We start from the raw sequence: 16,495 nt of genomic DNA, 5'->3' as shown, positions 1-16,495 counted from the left end.
ACCTTCACTTCGGGCCGACGTTATCGGCCGTCATCGGAGGTTAGCCATGCGGACTTTTTTCGGAATGATCTTGGGCGCGCTGCTCCTTACCGGAGGAGTCTATGTCTATGACTCCATGCAGACATCGTCCGTTGCCAACGGCGAAGTCGCGGGCGTGAATCGCACGATCGTGAACTGGGACGTCGCGAAGGCCGATTGGGATGCCCTGCGCGATCGCGCTCACCGGGACTGGGTGCGAATCTCGCAGAAGTAACGCCGCACTGTCGGACATGAACGAGGCGCCGTCGCGGATCCGCGACGGCGTCTTTGCGTTGGCCGCGATCGACGCTGCGCGTATCAGTTCATCTTGGCCTTGCGGGCATCGGCGATGACCTGCTCGAACTCGGCAATGCTGAGCACGCCCGGAACGCGATACTTGCCGACGATGAAGGCCGGGGTGCCGCGGAAGCCGAAGGCTTCGGCCTGCTCGTTGTTGCGCTTGAGCAGGGCGTCGATGTCGCTGCCGCGGCCGGCGAGATCGCGCTTCAGGCGGTCCATGTCGACGCCGGCGGCAGAGAGCAGCTCGTTGATGCGCGGCTCGGTCAGGCGCGAGTTGACGCCCATCATGGCATCATGGGCCTGATGGTACTTGTCCTGGAATTTCGCCGCGAGCGCGGTGCGCGCCGCCGTGACCGAGACCGGCCCCAGGATCGGCCAATCCTTCATCACCAGCCGCACCTTGCCGTCGTCCTGGACGACCTGGCGCAGTTCGGGCTCGAGCTTGCGGCAATAAGGGCAATTGTAGTCGGACCATTCGACGATCGTGACGTTGCCGTCGGGATTGCCGGCGACGGGCGTATCAGGATCGCGCAACACCTTGGCTTCGGTCAGCACCTCGTCACTATCGGCGGCTGCCAGCGCCGAGGTGATCCCGCCAGCTGCGAGGGCGCCTGCCCCGATCAGCGTCAGCGCCGCGCGCCGCGTCGGCCTAAGGCCCTTAATCCCAAATCCAGCCATATCTCGTCCCGTTTCGGTCCCATCTCCCCGAATACGGTTCGGGACCGGGAATTGTTACGCGTCATATAGAGTGTCGCGGCGGCGATGTCATCGCACCAGCAGGGTGACCGCCAGGGGGACCAGGAACGAGGTCACCAAGGCGTTCAGGCTCATGGCGATGCCGGAGAACACGCCGGCAATCTCGTCGACCTGGAACGCACGCGCGGTGCCGATGCCATGCGCGGCCAGGCCAGCCGCAAATCCGCGCGCGCGGTAATCGGTGACGCCGGTGCGGTTCATCAACGGCGTCACGATGATGGCGCCCATGATACCGGTGAGGATCACCGCCACCGCCGCCAGCGAGGGATCGGCGTGCAAGGATTCGGCGATGCCCATGGCGACGCCGGCGGTGACCGATTTCGGCGCCAGCGACAGCACCACGTCGCGCGGCAGGCCCGCGAGTTCGGCCAGCAGCACCACCGACACCACCGCCGTGATCGATCCCGCGAGCAGCGCCACCAGCATCGGCACGATGGACGACGCGACGCGCCGGCGGTTCTCATAGAGCGGCACCGCGAGCGCGACGGTGGCAGGCCCCAGCAGGAAGTGCACGAACTGCGCGCCGGCGAAATAGCTCGTATAGGACGTGCCGGTCGCGAGCAGGAACGCGCCGATGATCCACATCGCGTGCAGCACGGGATTGGCGAGCGGATGGCGCCGGGTCGCGAGCGACACCGCATCCGTGGTCGCATAGACCAGCAACGTCACGGTCAGCCACAGCAGCGGCGACTGCGAGAGATAGACCCAAAGCGAAAACGGATTGTCGTTCATCGCGCGTCCTGCTGCTTCAACAGGCGGCTGACGAGGCGGAAGGTCAGCACCGTCGCCAGCAGCGTGACGACCACGGAGAGCGCGAGCATCAGGACGATGGCGATGCCGTGCGAGGCGAGCAGGTCGAGCTTCTGCACGACGCCGACGCCGGCCGGCACGAACAACAGCGACAGATGCGCCAGCAGGCCCTTGCTGGCGGTTTCCACGCCGTCGTTACGCAGCGGCCCGTGTGCAAGCACAGCGAAGCGATCGCGGGCGAGCAGCAGGATCAGGAGCAGCAGCAGGCCGAGCACCGGCCCCGGCAATGGCAGGCCGATGCCGCGCACGACGGCTTCGCCGATCAATTGGCACAGCAGGATGAGGCCGAGACTCGCAAGCATGACGAGCCCATCAAGGGATGCGTCGGCGGGCTTGTCAATCGGCGCTATGCACGGGATGTGCGCGGCTCGTGCGAAGCAGCAATGCGGGGCAGCATCGCCATCAACGTGCCGGTCATGGTGGCGATCAGCGTGGTGTTGCCCTCGTGCTCGGCAAACGCCCTGGCCTCGCAGAACGTGAGCGTGCGACCCGGCTTGACCACCTCCGCCTTGAAGACGAACCGCTCGCCCCGAGCCGGCGCGAGCAGCGTGGTCTTGAACTCGACGGTTAGGATGTCGGCCTCGCGCGGCATCAGGGTAAAGGCCGCAACACCGCAGGCGTTGTCGAGGCCTGCGGTGTTGATGCCGGCGTGGACAAAGCCGTTCTGCTGGGTGAGAGCCGGCGCATGCAGCATCGCCAGCTCGGCCTCGCCCGGCGCAAGGCGGACGATCACGATGCCGAGCGTGTGCATCGCCGGCTGGCGCTCGAACATCGCGATCGACGCCGCGTGATAGCCCGGGTTCTTGGGCTCGAACGCAGCCATGGCTCAGGCCTCGGCGGCAGCGGCGAGATGGCGTAGAGCGATCTCGCGGATGGCCGCCGCGAACGGCGCCGATTTGCGCTGGCTCCGGTCCATGTGCACGCCGGTGATCTCGCAAGTTGCGGCGATCTCGCCGGTCTCGACATTCGTCATGTCGTGCCGGAAGCGGATCGACTTGTCGCGAATTTCGAGCAGATGGCTGCGGATCTCGACGATGTCGCCGGCGAGCAGCTCGCGCCTGTAGGCGATGTTCTGCTGCACGGCGGCCATGCCGCGGCCGGAGGAGCGCAGATAGCTCGGCGTCAGGCCGAGGCGGGCGAACAGATTCCAGTTGGCTTCGTCGAATTTGCCGACATACCACATGATGTTCATGTGGCCGACATGGTCGCATTGCCACGGATAGACCGTGCCGCGATAGGTTGCCTCCTGCTCCATCGCCGTCTCCGCCCTCGATGTTTATCAATCTTGATACGGTAGCGTATCAGGCGCGCAACGCGTTAGCAATACGGCACCGTATCAAGAATCGGAGAGGTCTCTTCCATGAGCGACGGCAAGGGCGATGTCTGGGTCGAGGCGGGCTTTGCCGAGCTCGCCCGCGCCGGGGTCGAGGGTGTCCGGATCGAGGTGCTCGCCAAGAATCTCGGCGTCACCAAGGGCGGCTTCTACCGCCGCTTTGCCGACCGGGCCGCGCTGCTCGATGCCATGCTGCAACATTGGCGCGAGGGGCGGACCGCGTCGATCGCGCAGCAGACGCGCCTCGACGGTCAAGAGCCACGCGAACGGCTGAAGGCGGTGATCCAGCTCTATTCCGAGCGTCTCAATCCGGACGCGATGGCGATCGAGCTCGCGATCCGGCAATGGGCCCGCTCGGACGAGAACGCCGCGGCCGCTGTGGCGGCCGTCGACGAAGTGCGGCTCAAGCACGTCGCCGAACTCTATCGGGCCACCGGCCTTGCAGCCGACGAGGCCGAGGCGCAGGCCTTTCTGTTCTATTGCTTCATCTTCGGCCAGAGCCTGTTGTTCGTAGAGCGCGGTCCGCGCAAGCGGTCGCAGCTCGTGGCGAAATCGGCCGAGAAATTGCTCGACTAGGCGAAATGGCCGGAGAGTTGCTCCGGCCATCGTGTCGATTCGAAGCTCAGGCGGCGCCCTTCAGCTTCTTGTTGCATTCGCTGTAATAGCCGCCGCCCTTCTGGATCCACTTCAGGCCCCCGTTGCCGTTGGTGGTCTTGTTGGCGTTGTACTGGTCGACGCAGGTATGCAGACGCCCCTTGCCCGGGGTCTCCTTGGCATATTTCGGATCGATCGCGTTCGGATAGATCGCGGGTCCGGCCGGCAAGGTCGGCGCGGCAGCCGGGGCCGCCTCCTTCTTGGCCTGCTTCGGCTCGGCGGGCGCGGCTGCGGTCGGTGCGGGAGCGGCCGGCGCGGCAGCAGCCGGCGTTGCATCCGCGCCGCACTGGGCCTTGCGGAAGTCATTCCACTTCATGGTACCGAGCGAGCCGTCCTTCTTGGCAGCCTGGTATTTGGCGCTGCACTCCTGCGACGTCAGGGCCTGCGCCGGCGCTGTCACCGCCAACGCAGCAAATCCCGACAACGCAATCGCGCAGATCATTTTCGATTGAATGGTCATCCTTAAGTCTCCTCCTTGGCCTTCCCAGAGGGAAGTGAAACAAGACTTGCTATCCTAGCGTGTCCGCCATTTGCGACAAGGAAGCGCTGGCTCCCCGCCGCCAAAATATAGTCGCGGCGCCGTTCAGATTATTCATGTCGCGTTCAGCAACGCGAGCCGAGGTTCGCAACCCTTCGCCATTCTCGCAAGATGAGTGCAGCACCATGACCCTCGCCTCTCGCCTCGCCGCCGTCGCCCTCGCCTCCCTGCTCGCCAGCGGCACCGCCTTCGCGCAGACCGCCGCGCCGGCGGCCAAGGTCGATACGGCTACCACCATCGACAAGAAGGCAATGAAGGAGCGTACGGCCGAGTCGATCGAGTGCTCCAAGCAGGCGGACGCCAAGGGGCTGAAGGGCAAGGAGCGCAAGAAATTCCGTCGCGAGTGCAAGAAGGAAGCGAGGGCCGGTACCGCCGCGCCGGCGGCCCCCGCCGCCCCTGCCGCCGACAAGAAATAATCCCTCGCGGGTCCTGCGCGCGTCAGCGGGAGGCACGCGCATTGCGGCATGACGAGCCTGCAATTGTGCGCCTCTCGCCGATTTGCGATAAGGCGGTGTGAAGCAAATCGCCGCCTCCCTGTCGTTCGAATGGCCGAGCCGTGCCAAGATCCTGAGCACGGTGGAGACGCTTGTCATCGGCACCGCCGGCGGCCTTGTGTTTCTCCTTGCCGGCCTTCCCGGGGGACTGATCTCCGGCTCGATGATCGCGGTCGGGATCGCCGCGATTGCCGGACGGCAGCTCGCGCTGCCGCCGCTCCTGACCCAGACCGTGCTGGTGCTGCTCGGCATTTCGCTGGGCTCGGTGGTCTCGCGCCACCTGCTGCAGCAGGTCGGTGCCTACCCCCTCACCATCGGGCTGCTTGCGCTCGCGACCTTCTGCTCGACCTTCGGCTCGAGCTATTACCTCCAGCGCTTCCATGGCTGGGACCGCACCTCGGCGTTCCTCGCCGGCAGCCCCGGCGCGCTGTCGCAGATCACGATTCTGGCGGTCGAGCGCGGCGCCGACCTGCCGGGCATCGCGGTGGTACAGACCATGCGCGTCATCATCCTCACCGCGGCACTGCCGATGGTGCTCGCGTTTGCAGGCGTCGCCCCCTCTGCCGCGCCGTCGCTGACGACGACGATCGCCTCGCCGCTCGATCTCGTCGAGCTGGTCGCGGCGTCGCTCGCCATGGCGCTGGTCCTGCGCCTGATCAGGTTTCCGGCGAGCTGGATGTTCGGCGCCATGATCGCCTCCAGCGTGCTGCACGGCGCCGGCTGGGTCGAAGGCGGCCTGCCGGACTGGGTGCGCGGCGTGGCGCTGGTTGGGATCGGCGCGCTGATCGGCAGCCGCTTCGCGCGGATGCGGCTCAAGACACTCGCCGGCCACATCAACGCGGCGCTGGGCTCGTTCACGGTCGCGATCGCCGTCTCGGCCATCTTCGTCGGCATCGTGGCGCTGACCACCCAGGTCAAGTTCTCCGACACCGTCGTCGCCTTCGCGCCCGGTGCGATGGATGCCATGCTGGCGCTGGCGCTGACCCTGCACATCGACCCGATCTTCGTCGGCGCCCATCACCTCTCGCGTTTCGTGTTCGTGACGATCGCGACGCCGGGCATCGTGCATCTGTTCGGACGCACGCAGGACGACGTGGACGATTGAGCTTCAGCGTTTCGCCGTGGCTGCAAATCCCCACGCGGCGATCGCGGCCATCAGCAGCGAGATCAGCACGTTGTAGCCGGCGAGCGAGAGGCCGAGGAAGCGCCATTGCACCTCGTCGCAACGCACCACCTTCACGGTGTCGAGCTTCGAGAAGAGATCGCCGGCATTGCCGAGGTTGACGACCGGACCGGTGCAATCGGTCGGCCCCTTCCAGAATCCCCATTCGACGCCCGAGTGATAGGTGCCGAGACCGGCATTGGCGAGCGTCGCCAGCGCAAGGATCGCGAGCCCCGCCAGCAGCAGCGGCCGCGGCGCGCCGCTCCGCGCCGCAAGCGCCGTCAGCGCACCGAGCGGGATCGCGAGGTAATAGGCGTAGCGCTGCTCCAGGCAGAGCGGACACGGCAGGATCTCCAGAACGAGCTGGAAGAACCAGGCGCCCGCGATGGTCGCCGCGGCAATCAGCGTGACAAGCAGCGATGCCGTCAGCGCGGGCCCGCTGGCAGCCGGCTTGAACGCAGGTATTGCGGCACTCTGGGTCGTCACGGCAGCCTCTTTCCGGTCGGTTGCTCTCGTAAGCCTCTAGCCCCGGTCCATGCGGCTGTCGAGAACGGCCGGCATCACTTTGGCGCGGGTTGACCCCGCTTTGTCCATGGCTATAGTCCGCCGGCTTCGCGACGCTCGCCTCATAGGGCCGACCGAGGGCCCCTGTGGCGGAACTGGTAGACGCGCTCGACTCAAAATCGAGTTCCGCAAGGAGTGCTGGTTCGATTCCGGCCAGGGGCACCACGCTTCGCCCTTCGGGCTACGCGTGGCGCAGCCGAGCCGAAGGGCGAAGCCTCTTGGCGAAGACGCACTGTCTCAGCGAATCCGCTCTCCCGCTAGCCATCCCCCGATCTCCACTGTATAAGCCGGCAGCTTCTTCCGTTATTCGAAGGAGCTCATATGAACGATTTGCACGCGTGGCTTTTGCAACAGCACCACGGCTTGCGGACCTTCCAGACCTTTCAGCATAAGCTCGAGATGCTCGGCCACAGCGATCCCGCCCAGCGCGGCCTGTGCCGGCTGCTCAGCGGCATCGTCGGCAACTATGTCGAGGCCTTTGACGAGTCCCCGCTCCCGGTCGACATTGCCGAGGCCGCCTATCGGCGCCTGCTGACGCTGGTCGAAAGCCTCGATCTGCACGGAAACGCTGCGCGCCGCCTTGCCGACATCAACCGCGTGGCAACCTGCGAGTTGTGGCGGTGATCGACAAGACGAGCCCGCCCACTTCTGGATAACAAGACGCGCCGCTACGCCTCGCGGCGCATGGCGTCCGAGTCTTGTGCTTCTCTCGACGCCCCCTCCCAAGGAAAGGGCGCAGGGAAGGCCGGGCGCCGGCTGGCACCCACGGTCCGCTGTGCGCAAATTGCGCGAAGACAAATGCACAGCGGCATACAGGGCAGCCTGGGACATCCCGGCCTTTCCCTGCGCAGCGTTTGACGGCTTATGGCGTGCTCTCCCCGGGGAGCGTTGCACTATTGCCCCCGTCGCCTTGCGGATGGCTGATGCGCACGCCCGGTTGGGCAGCCACATCACCGCAAGCCTTGACGCACAGACCCCGGGCGTCAGGACGACACGCTTTTGCCGTACGCGGAGCGCACCGGTCGTGTGCGCGCCGCCCAACCACTCACGGGCCAAACCCGCCCTGCGATTGCTGGCGCGCCGATGCATTCCGCGTCCACCGCCACCCGGCCCGCGCATCGTGACGATCGCGAAACGCCCCTTATCCCAGGGCCGGGATGAGCGACGCATACGATATTTCCGAATTTCGGTCAAGCAGAATTCTTGGATTAGGCTTTCATCCCCCCGGAGCGGGGCAATCGCGCTTGAGAGCAGGCTACCCGCGGCCATCCTTTCGATAGGCGCGCTGAGGCGCCCAGAATACCACCTCGGCTGTCGTGCTCCGAACCGGTGCGAGCCGTTCGACTTCGCCGCGCCACCGCCTATATCCTGAAGCAACCGATGTGATGCAGCGGACAGCTTGATGGCCAGGACACGCACGACTGACGCCGACGACCTCCCCTGCTATTTCGTCTGGGTTCGGGGCCTCGAAGGTCCCGAGCCGCAGAAGTGGATGGCGATGGATTTCGGCGTCGGTGACTGGAAGCGGCCGCTGGTGCTGGCCTATCTGGAGCTGCCGGCCGACGAACGGCGTCTGTCGCTGTCGATGCTGGCCCGGCGCTATCCGCCGCCGCGGATCGACGTTTCATAGACCGGGTCGGCATCACCGGTACGCATCACTATCTCGTCATGGTGAAGCGGCTGGCTTGCTACCTCAACGGGATTATGGGCAGGCTGCACCTGCATTAGATGACGCAGCGATTGATGAATTCCGGGGAGTGCAGCCCGGTTCAGGCCTGACACTTTCCGGTTGCATCGCCGGAGCGACCCATGACGCATCATGATGTCGAGCGGAACGCCGGCTCTTCCGAAGCCGATTATCCCAGGCCGGAACGCACGTCCGGCGCCGGGAATGACGAAGGCGCGGCCTTGCCGAGACGCAAGCTGGTGCTGTTCGCCGACGGCACCGGCAATGCGTTCACCACGAAGGAATCCAGCGTCTGGCGGCTCTATGAGGCGCTGGACCATACCCAGCCGGATCAGATCGCGCACTACATCAAGGGTGTCGGCACCGCCGGCTGGGCACCGTTGGCCGCGCTCGACGGTGCCACTGGTATCGGCGTGCCTTCCAATGTCCGCAAGCTCTATCGCTTCCTGTGCTGGAACTGGCGTCCCGGCGACGACATCTACATCTTCGGCTTCAGCCGCGGCGCCTTCACCGCGCGCACGCTGGCCGCGCTGATCTCGAGCCAGGGCCTGGTGCCGGCGGAAATCGACGACACCCCAGTGTCGCATGCCGAGATGAGCCGCAACGTCAAAGCCGCCTGGCGCGCGTACCGGCGCGACACCGTGCCCTGGACCAGGAGCCTGCCGACGATCTGGGTCACGCGCTGGATCCGCGACTTCCTGCTGTTCCTCTATCACTGGTTTTGCGGGCACCGGAGCTATGCCGAGGTGCGGAGGAAAATGAACGGGCGCAGCGACGTCGAGATCGCATTCCTCGGCCTGTTCGACACCGTCGAGGCGTTCGGCGTTCCGGTCGAGGAGCTCCGTCTCGCCGTCGACTGGGCGATCTGGCCGATCTCTTTCCGCAATCATCGGCTGTCGCACAAGGTCAGGCACGCCTGTCACGCGCTCGCGCTCGACGACGAACGCACCACATTCCATCCGCTGCGGATCGACCAGAGCCATCTGGCGCAGGGACAGATCGTCAAGGAAGTCTGGTTTACGGGCGTTCATTCCGACATCGGCGGCGGCTATCCGGAATCCACGCTGTCCTTCGTGCCGCTGGTCTGGATGGTCGAGCAGCTCGGCGGCCGGCTGCGCTTCAAGGACGGCGAGATCGAGCATTTCAGGGACTATCAATCGGCGCTCGGACCACGGCACGATTCCCGCGGCGGCGCAGCGGTGCTGTACCGTTATGGACCGCGTCCGATCCTCGGCGGCGACGTCAATGGCGGGCCGCCAGTGGTGCACTTCGCGGTCATCGAGCGGATGCTGTTCGGCTGTGACGATTACGCGCCGATCATGCTTCCGGCGAGCTGCCTGGTGCTGCTGCCGGACGGAACGAAATTGCCGCTGCGGTCGGAGGGCGACGACAAGGATATCGACGAGCAACATGCGCGCGAGGTCATGAAGGCCGCCTATCTGCAAAAGGCGACGGGGCCACGTCGTACCGAGGAGGCCAGGGCCTTCATCAGGATGAGCACGCCAGACGCCACCATGTCGAGCCTCACGCGCGACACCGTGTGGTGGCGTCGCGTCGCCTATTTTTCGCTTCTGTTCATGGTCGGAGTGATCGCCGCCTGGCCGTGGATCGCGCACGCGCTGGTGCAGTGGTCCGAAGACCGCGCCCTCGAGGGTACCGGCGCACTGTCTTTCATTACCAATATCGACTGGGTGATGGGCGCAGTGGTGGCGCCGCTGACCAATCTGCTGCGAGACGTGCTGCCGTCCTATGCGGCCCCCTGGCTCAACATCGCGACCTACTACCCCTTCCTGACCTCGATCGTGGTGATCGTCACCTGGTGGATCTGGCACAAGAACGCAACGTTGCGTGACGACATCCAGGAGCGGGCGCGACTCGCCTGGAATACGCCGCGCCGCAGGGCCAGCATGGATCACGTCGACGAGCCGGGACCGCTGATGCGGTTCGGACATTGGATGCGCCTGAATGCCGGTCCGGCGCAACGCGTCATCACCAAGGGTTTGGTGCCGGCGGTCTTCCTGATCGCGATCTTCGGCTCGGCCGCGGTGATCGTGTCGAGCAGCTTGTTCACCGGACGTCTCGCCCTCGGATCGGTCTGCTCGCCGCCTGCGGCCAAAGGTTCTCCCTCGTTTCAGACCGGAACGCCGGTGATGGACGATCCGCTCGAGGCGCGCGGATCATTCGACACCCGGGATTTCTGCTGGTGGAGCGGGCTCGCCGTCGAGAAGGGCCGCAAATACCGCGTCTTTCTCGAGATCAAGGAGCCATGGTTCGACCGTACCATCATGAGCGGCGCGAACGGATTTGCGACCTACGAGCCGCATCATTACGTGGCTCTGCCGGAGCGTCGCCTGTTCGCCGCGGACTGGTTCCAGCCGGTGGTGCGCATCGGCAGCAAAGGCATCAACGACCTGCCGCTGAGCGCCGTCAATGTGATGCCGGCCGACGAATTCCCCCGCCGCATGAAGCCCACCTTGCCGGCGGAGGACGACATCAGCAGGAGCCGCAACAGATATCCCGTACGGCTCGACGACACGGCAGAGTTCAAGGGCCGGCTCGACGGACTCGGCAAGTTCGAGCCGATTCCGCCAGCCATGCTCGCCGAGGCTGGCCAGGTCTGGACCAAACAGCTCTTGACCGGCCGCCTCGTCGCCGAATTCGTCGCGCCCGAGTCCGGCGAGCTGTTCTTCTACGTCAACGACGCCGTCCAGATCTTCCCGCGGCTGCTTCCGGAATCGTGGGTCCCGTCCTGGCTCGATGCGATCCAGGGACCGCGCGATCTGTTCTACCGAAACAACAGCGGCACTGCGAAGATCAAGGTCCAGCGCCTGCCAGCCCCGCCGATGCCGCCGGACAAGCCGGCATCACCGGTGGCGAGCAACTGAGACCGGCAGGACTCCCGCGTCGGAGCTCTCGGCGCCGCGCCTTGGACACGGGGCAATCCCGCCCCCATGATTATGGGTGTCGCTGCCTGCGTCCGGCGGCTAAACTTGCCCTTGCGCCGCGGGGGACACGCGGATCGCGGGACCAGGATCATGACCGAACAGGGCGAGACGGGTGACATCATCACCATCCTCCTCGTCGAGGACGACGCGCCGACCTGCTGGCGGCTGCAGGACGCGCTGGTCAAGGCCGGCTACGAGGTGCGCAGCGCCGGCACGCTCGGCGAAGCCCGTTCGGCGCTCGCCGCCGGCGCGCCCCGCGTGCTGCTGACCGATCTGCGGCTGCCCGACGGCCACGGCATCGAGCTGATCCGCGAGATGCGGCAGCGCTTCCCCGACACCGAGATCATGGTGATCTCGGCCCTCGGCGACGAGGAGAGCGTGATCTCCGCGATCACGGTGGGCGCCACCGGCTATCTGCTCAAGGATGCTTTCCCCACCGACATCGCCACCACCGTACGCGACCTGGTCGCCGGCCATTCGCCGATCTCGGCCTCGATCGCGCGCTTCATCGTGCGCAGAACACAAGGCGCCGCGCAGAATTCGGCGGAGCCGCCGCCCGGCCCCACGCTCAACACCGCCAGGCTGACACCGCGCGAGATCGACATTCTCTGGGGCATCGCAAAAGGCTTCAGCTATGCCGAGATCGCCAGCCATCTCGGCCTGTCCAAGCAGACCGTGCCCGGCCACATCAAGAACATCTATCGCAAGCTCGAGGTGCACACGCGCAGCGAAGCGGTGTTCGAGGCGGTGCAGCAGGGCCTGATCAAGCTGTGAGCGAGATCGCGGCCAAAGAGCCTACAGCGGTAGCTGCAAAGGCACCTGCGAAGGCGGCCGCGCGCCCGCGGCGCCGGCTGATCGCCTCGCGCCTCGTGCCCTATCTGCTGCTGCAGGCCCTGATCGTGATCGCCACCATTCTCGGGTTGCGGCTGCTGCAGCCGAACGACCCCGACGATTTCGCGCTGAGCGGGTTTTCGCTGCGGCAGGACGGCGTAACGCTGCCCGTGACGCTGCCGCATTTCACGGCCTCGCGTTATTCGCTGGACGACCCACCACTCTATACCGGGAACTTCACATTCCGACGCGGCGAAGCGGCCACGGGCTGGTCGGTCTACCTGCCGCGCTTCAGCAACGCGGTCGAAGTCGCCGTCGACGGCGTCGTCGTGCTCGATTCCCGGCGCGACGCCAATGCCAACCGGCCCGACCGCAACACGCCGCAGATCGCAGCCATTCCCGCTTCGCTGCTGCGCGAGGGCGCCAACGAGATCACGGTGCGGCTGTTCGTATGGGGCCCGTTGAAGGGCTTTCTCGATACCGTGTATGTCGGACCGGACGCCGCCCTGCGTCCGGCCTACGAGACGCGCACGCTGCTGTTCGTCACCCTGCCGGTGGTGTTCTCGGCCTGGCAGTCGATCCTGGCCGTTATCCTCGCGATCATGTGGCTGATGCGGCGCCGCGAGCCGGTCTATGGCGTGTTGGCGACGGCGATGGTGCTCGGCGTGGTGCAGGCGTACGTCCCGCCGCCGGTGCCGCCGGCCGCCACGTCGCGGCTTGCCGCGGTGCTGCTGGCGTCCGCGCCGACCGAAAGCGCGTTGGTCGTCATGTTCGGCGTGCTGTTCTTCGGCTGGCGCTGGCCGCGCTACGGCATGCTGCTGTTCGTGCCGGGCCTCGTCGTGTTCGTGGTCGGGCTGATCGGGGGACCACCGCTGCCGCGCATCCTCTTCCTGGTGATCGGCATCCCCACGGTCGGGCTTTGCCTGTTGCTGATGGCCTGGGTGACCGCGACCGCGGTCGTGCGGCGGCAGGACGCCGCAAGCTTCACGATCGGCTGCGCCGTCACCATCGTGCTGGTCTGCTGGATCCAGGACATGCTGACGGTGATCGACATCGTGAACACCGATCGCATCTTCGTTTCGCGCCTGTCCTATTCGGCGATGCTGGTCGCGATCGGCGCGGGACTGACCTGGCGCTTCGCCCGCGCGCTGAACCAGGTCGACAGCTTTGCCGGCCAACTGGTGACGCGCGTGCGGGAGGCCGAGGAACGGCTGAAGGCGAGCTTCGTCCGCGAGGAGGAGCGCGCGCGCGCCGCCGCGCTCGCCAATGAGCGCACGCGCCTGATGCGCGACCTGCATGACGGCCTCGGCGGCCAGCTCGTCAGCATCGTCGCGCTCTCCGAGCGCGGCCACGAGGGCGCGACCATCACCGATGCGGCCCGTGCCGCGCTGAAGGATCTGCGTCTCGTCATCGATTCCATGGACGATATCGGCGGCGACCTGATGCTGGCGCTCGGCTCCTGGCGCGAGCGCGCCAGCGCGCAATTGCGGCCGCACGACATCACGCTGGAGTGGCGGGTGGCGACCGTGCAGGGCCTGCCGCTGCACCCGGAACTGCGGCCATGGCATGTCATCCAGATCGTGCGCATCCTCGACGAGGCCGTGACCAACGCGGTCAAGCACGCGCAGGCCCGCCACATCACGGTCACCATCGAAACGCTCGACGCAAGCGAGGGGCCGTGCGGCCTGATCAGCGTGACCGACGACGGCCGCGGCTTTGCACCGGCCGGCCATGGCGAAACCGGACGCACCGGCCAGACCGGGCGCGGCCTGCGCAACATGAGAAATCGCGCCGCGCGCTGCGGCGCGGTGCTCGATCTGAGCTCCGATGCCTCCGGGACGCGCGTGCGGCTGCAATTGCCGCAGCGTTTTCCCGACAGCGATGCGGCTACGGGCTGAAAAGCCCCCTCTCCGAAACGTGTGGGACGCACGGAGAGAGGGAACGGGCCGGGTGATTTGCCGGCGGAGGACGGGGGGTTCGTCCGCGGGGCGCCCTGGGCCCGAAGCGATGCAATCAAGTCAATCGAATGGAAATGTCAGCGCCTGCCGACGCGATTGACCGGGCCACCGCGGTTCATCGGCGTTCCCGCGCGCACGCCGACACCGGGCGCACCGACACCGGGTGTTGCGACTGCCGCCGCGGCGACCGGCGCTCCGGGCGCCACGACCACCGCCGCCGCCGTCGGCCGCACCACGCAGCCCTTAGGCACGCCGACGGTCTTGCAATAGACCACCGCCTGCGCCGGGCTCGTCCCCAGCGACACCATCGCCACGCCCGCCAGCGCCACGACCGTCAGCGCCGTGACAGTCAGCCTTGCACCCAGCGCTCCAGCTCTCTTCGACATCCTAGCTCTCCTGCTTCCCGTTCGGCGTCCCGATGCAATCACCGGGTCTCGCAGCCGAGGTGTAGCCTGAATGACAAAAGACGGCGTGGGGATACATGCCATGAAGATGGGGGTCCAGCGTCCGTATGGGCTTGCCGGTGCCATGAACATGGCATGGACCGGCGCGCAGGCTTTGCGGGATGGTCCGGCCCGATTGATCCCGGTCGGGACCAACGAGGATTTACAAGAGGTGCTTCATGAAGATTTCGGTTCTTGCCGCGCTGCTGCTCGCTGCAGCCGTCCTGCCCGCTGCCGCGCAATCCGGTCCATCGGTCCAGGAGCAAATGGCCTGCCGCGGCGATGCCAGCAAGTTCTGCGCCGAACATATCGGCAAACCGCCGCAGATGAACGCCTGCCTGCGTGAAAACAAGTCCAAGCTCTCGGACAGCTGCCGCAAGGTCGTTGAATCCCGCGGCGGCTAGTCGTTCATCAGTCTTCTTCGAAGAAGACAGAGGGCGGCGCTCAGCCGCCCTCTCGATAGGGCTTCGACATTGGGAGAGGCGTGAGTGCACGCCTCACCTGAGGGCCCGCCGGGGCGGACAACTCGAAGGATGGCCGCAGGCGACGGCCTTGCCGCTACTCCTGCATCATCTCGCCGCTGCCGCCAAACTCGGCCGGGAAATCCTTCAGCTTGGGCAGGCCGTCGCGCATCGGCAGCACGGTCTCGGCATAGTTCACGTGAACGCCGGGCGCGAAGGCCAGCGTCGGGATGGTGGCGGTGAAGACGTCGACCAGGCCGAGCGGCGGATGGTTGGTCATGAGGTGGCCGCCGCACTTCTTGCAATATTTGCGCTGGCTGAGCGGCGTCTTTGCAAACGTCTCGACATTCTGCGCGCCTTCGGTGACGCGCACCGCCTCGGGCTTCCACAGGCTGAAGGCGTTGACCGGCCCGCCCGACCAGGAGCGGCATGAGCGGCAATGGCAATAGCCCATCGCCTCCGGCGCGCCCGTGACCTCGATCGTGACCGCGCCACAGAAGCAGTTTCCGACATGTTTCATTGGGTCGTCTCCGTTTGATGAAGGGTGCAAGAATCTCTCCCCGCTCCCCGTCCACGATATGTCTGGACCGATGGGATGCGGTGAGAGGTGTGGGGTGAAGGGGGACATCACCCCGGGGGACGCTAGGGGGACGGGCGTATGGGATGCCCGGGTAGCTGACTTCAAGCGGCCGCGCGTCCTCCGTTCGGCGGACGCGCGCGACGCTGCGCAAGGGCTAGAGTGAGCGGCGCCAGGGAATAAGCATCGAGACCCGTTGTTTGTACTGCCGGTACTCGTCGCCGAAGAGAGCGACGAGGTCGTGCTCCTCCAGCGCGATGCCGACGAAGATGTACAGCGTGGTGACGACCGCGAACAGCAGATGGCCCGCGGTCATGGTCGGCGCCGCCCAGAAGGCAACGATGAAGCCGAGATAAATCGGATGGCGGACGAAATTGTAGAGCAGCGGCGTCTTGAAGCGCGGCGGCGTCATCTCCTTGCCGGCCAGATGGTTGGTCACCTGATGCAATCCGAACAACTCGAAATGATTGATCATGTAGGTGCTGGCGAACACCAGCACCCAGCCCGCAAAGGACAGCGTGACCAGCGTCACGGCGAGATCCGGATTCTCGACGTTCCATATGACCGCAGGCAACGGGCGCCACTGCCAGAACAGGAGCAGCAATGACAGGCTCGCGAACAGCACATAGGTCGAGCGCTCGACCGGCTTGGGGACGAATTGCGTCCACCACGCCTTGAACTGCTTCCGCGCCATCACGCTGTGCTGAACGGCGAACAGCGTCATCAGGAGTAGATTGACGATGATCGCCTTGGCCGTCGGCGTGTCGGTTCCGGTGTCGATGGTCTTCGGCACCATCACCCCCATGACGAAGCCGATGGCGTAGAGAATGGTGACGAAGAATACGAGATAGGCCGTAATTCCGTACAGAAAGGCGACGAGCTTGAAAATGCGTGAGCCCGCAACCTCCGGGCCGATGGAATGAATCTGGTGATCAAGTTGGCTCATGAAACGCTCCGTTGTGCC

The 16,495-nt window shown here is 65.9% G+C and carries 20 protein-coding genes and 1 tRNA gene; 11 read left to right on the top strand and 10 right to left on the bottom strand.

Annotated features, from left to right (window positions below):
- Positions 1-46 precede the first annotated feature (46 nt).
- Positions 47-253 carry a hypothetical protein gene (locus JQ580_RS13120; RefSeq protein WP_212280463.1) on the top strand — a complete coding sequence of 69 codons (207 nt, stop codon included), beginning with the start codon at positions 47-49 and terminating at the stop codon, positions 251-253.
- An 83-nt stretch (positions 254-336) separates the two neighbouring features.
- Here JQ580_RS13120 and JQ580_RS13115 read toward each other — a convergent pair whose 3' ends face one another.
- The 5 genes from JQ580_RS13115 to JQ580_RS13095 form a co-directional block, all read right to left on the bottom strand.
- Entirely contained in the window at positions 337-996 is a 660-nt protein-coding gene (locus JQ580_RS13115) for a DsbA family protein (RefSeq protein WP_212280462.1), read from the bottom strand.
- Positions 997-1,083: 87 nt separating this feature from the next.
- Entirely contained in the window at positions 1,084-1,806 is a 723-nt protein-coding gene (locus JQ580_RS13110) for an LrgB family protein (protein ID WP_212280461.1), read from the bottom strand.
- Positions 1,803-2,186 carry a CidA/LrgA family protein gene (locus JQ580_RS13105; RefSeq protein ID WP_212280460.1) on the bottom strand — a complete coding sequence of 128 codons (384 nt, stop codon included), beginning with the start codon at positions 2,184-2,186 and terminating at the stop codon, positions 1,803-1,805. Before JQ580_RS13105 ends, JQ580_RS13110 begins: the two co-directional genes overlap by 4 nt.
- 44 nt (positions 2,187-2,230) lie before the next feature.
- The gene (locus JQ580_RS13100; RefSeq protein ID WP_212280459.1) at positions 2,231-2,707 is read right to left on the bottom strand and encodes a PaaI family thioesterase; all 477 of its coding nucleotides are present in this window, start codon (positions 2,705-2,707) and stop codon (positions 2,231-2,233) included.
- A gap of 3 nt (positions 2,708-2,710) precedes the next feature.
- Complete coding sequence (locus JQ580_RS13095) at positions 2,711-3,139, bottom strand: acyl-CoA thioesterase (RefSeq protein ID WP_212280458.1); 429 nt, start codon at positions 3,137-3,139, stop codon at positions 2,711-2,713.
- A gap of 105 nt (positions 3,140-3,244) precedes the next feature.
- On the opposite strand from JQ580_RS13095, the gene JQ580_RS13090 reads away from it, so the two are divergent.
- The gene (locus tag JQ580_RS13090) at positions 3,245-3,793 is read left to right on the top strand and encodes a TetR/AcrR family transcriptional regulator (RefSeq protein WP_212280457.1); all 549 of its coding nucleotides are present in this window, start codon (positions 3,245-3,247) and stop codon (positions 3,791-3,793) included.
- 46 nt (positions 3,794-3,839) lie between these two features.
- Here the strand turns inward: JQ580_RS13090 and JQ580_RS13085 are convergent, their stop codons facing one another.
- Entirely contained in the window at positions 3,840-4,331 is a 492-nt protein-coding gene (locus JQ580_RS13085) for a hypothetical protein (protein WP_212280456.1), read from the bottom strand.
- 203 nt (positions 4,332-4,534) lie between these two features.
- On the opposite strand from JQ580_RS13085, the gene JQ580_RS13080 reads away from it, so the two are divergent.
- Together JQ580_RS13080 and JQ580_RS13075 are read left to right on the top strand one after the other, a co-directional pair.
- Complete coding sequence (locus JQ580_RS13080; protein WP_212280455.1) at positions 4,535-4,825, top strand: PsiF family protein; 291 nt, start codon at positions 4,535-4,537, stop codon at positions 4,823-4,825.
- A gap of 97 nt (positions 4,826-4,922) precedes the next feature.
- Complete coding sequence (locus JQ580_RS13075) at positions 4,923-6,008, top strand: AbrB family transcriptional regulator (RefSeq protein WP_212280454.1); 1,086 nt, start codon at positions 4,923-4,925, stop codon at positions 6,006-6,008.
- A gap of 3 nt (positions 6,009-6,011) precedes the next feature.
- Here JQ580_RS13075 and JQ580_RS13070 read toward each other — a convergent pair whose 3' ends face one another.
- Positions 6,012-6,551: a disulfide bond formation protein B gene (locus JQ580_RS13070; protein WP_212280453.1), complete on the bottom strand. Its 540-nt coding sequence runs from the start codon at positions 6,549-6,551 to the stop codon at positions 6,012-6,014.
- 158 nt (positions 6,552-6,709) lie between these two features.
- On the opposite strand from JQ580_RS13070, the gene JQ580_RS13065 reads away from it, so the two are divergent.
- From JQ580_RS13065 to JQ580_RS13040, 6 genes are all read left to right on the top strand, one after another.
- Positions 6,710-6,794, top strand: a tRNA-Leu gene (locus JQ580_RS13065).
- 156 nt (positions 6,795-6,950) lie between these two features.
- On the top strand, positions 6,951-7,253 hold the full coding sequence (locus tag JQ580_RS13060; RefSeq protein WP_212280452.1) for a hypothetical protein: 303 nt from the start codon (positions 6,951-6,953) through the stop codon (positions 7,251-7,253).
- Positions 7,254-8,031: 778 nt separating this feature from the next.
- Positions 8,032-8,259 (top strand): hypothetical protein, encoded by a 228-nt coding sequence (locus JQ580_RS13055; RefSeq protein WP_212280451.1) that lies wholly within the window; start codon positions 8,032-8,034, stop codon positions 8,257-8,259.
- 179 nt (positions 8,260-8,438) lie between these two features.
- On the top strand, positions 8,439-11,201 hold the full coding sequence (locus tag JQ580_RS13050) for a DUF2235 domain-containing protein (protein ID WP_212280450.1): 2,763 nt from the start codon (positions 8,439-8,441) through the stop codon (positions 11,199-11,201).
- 150 nt (positions 11,202-11,351) lie between these two features.
- Positions 11,352-12,035 (top strand): response regulator transcription factor, encoded by a 684-nt coding sequence (locus tag JQ580_RS13045; RefSeq protein WP_212280449.1) that lies wholly within the window; start codon positions 11,352-11,354, stop codon positions 12,033-12,035.
- On the top strand, positions 12,032-13,990 hold the full coding sequence (locus JQ580_RS13040) for a sensor histidine kinase (protein ID WP_212280448.1): 1,959 nt from the start codon (positions 12,032-12,034) through the stop codon (positions 13,988-13,990). Before JQ580_RS13045 ends, JQ580_RS13040 begins: the two co-directional genes overlap by 4 nt.
- Positions 13,991-14,127: 137 nt before the next feature.
- On the opposite strand, the gene JQ580_RS13035 is transcribed toward JQ580_RS13040, so the two are convergent.
- On the bottom strand, positions 14,128-14,436 hold the full coding sequence (locus tag JQ580_RS13035) for a hypothetical protein (RefSeq protein WP_212280447.1): 309 nt from the start codon (positions 14,434-14,436) through the stop codon (positions 14,128-14,130).
- 236 nt (positions 14,437-14,672) lie between these two features.
- Between JQ580_RS13035 and JQ580_RS13030 the strand changes: the two genes are divergently transcribed.
- Positions 14,673-14,897, top strand: a complete 225-nt coding sequence (locus JQ580_RS13030) for a hypothetical protein (protein ID WP_212280446.1) — start codon at positions 14,673-14,675, stop codon at positions 14,895-14,897.
- Between the two features lie 154 nt (positions 14,898-15,051).
- Here the strand turns inward: JQ580_RS13030 and JQ580_RS13025 are convergent, their stop codons facing one another.
- Both JQ580_RS13025 and mddA read right to left on the bottom strand, forming a co-directional pair.
- On the bottom strand, positions 15,052-15,474 hold the full coding sequence (locus tag JQ580_RS13025) for a GFA family protein (protein WP_106949376.1): 423 nt from the start codon (positions 15,472-15,474) through the stop codon (positions 15,052-15,054).
- Between the two features lie 214 nt (positions 15,475-15,688).
- Positions 15,689-16,477, bottom strand: coding sequence for a methanethiol S-methyltransferase (gene mddA / locus JQ580_RS13020; protein WP_212280445.1), 789 nt, complete (start codon positions 16,475-16,477; stop codon positions 15,689-15,691).
- Between the last annotated feature and the right edge of the window lie 18 nt (positions 16,478-16,495).

This window comes from Bradyrhizobium sp. SZCCT0148 (assembly GCF_018129985.1).
Classification (GTDB): Bacteria; Pseudomonadota; Alphaproteobacteria; order Rhizobiales; family Xanthobacteraceae; genus Bradyrhizobium; species Bradyrhizobium japonicum_H.
Note: the sequence above shows the minus strand (reverse complement) of the source record. Positions and strands in the feature narration are given on the sequence as shown.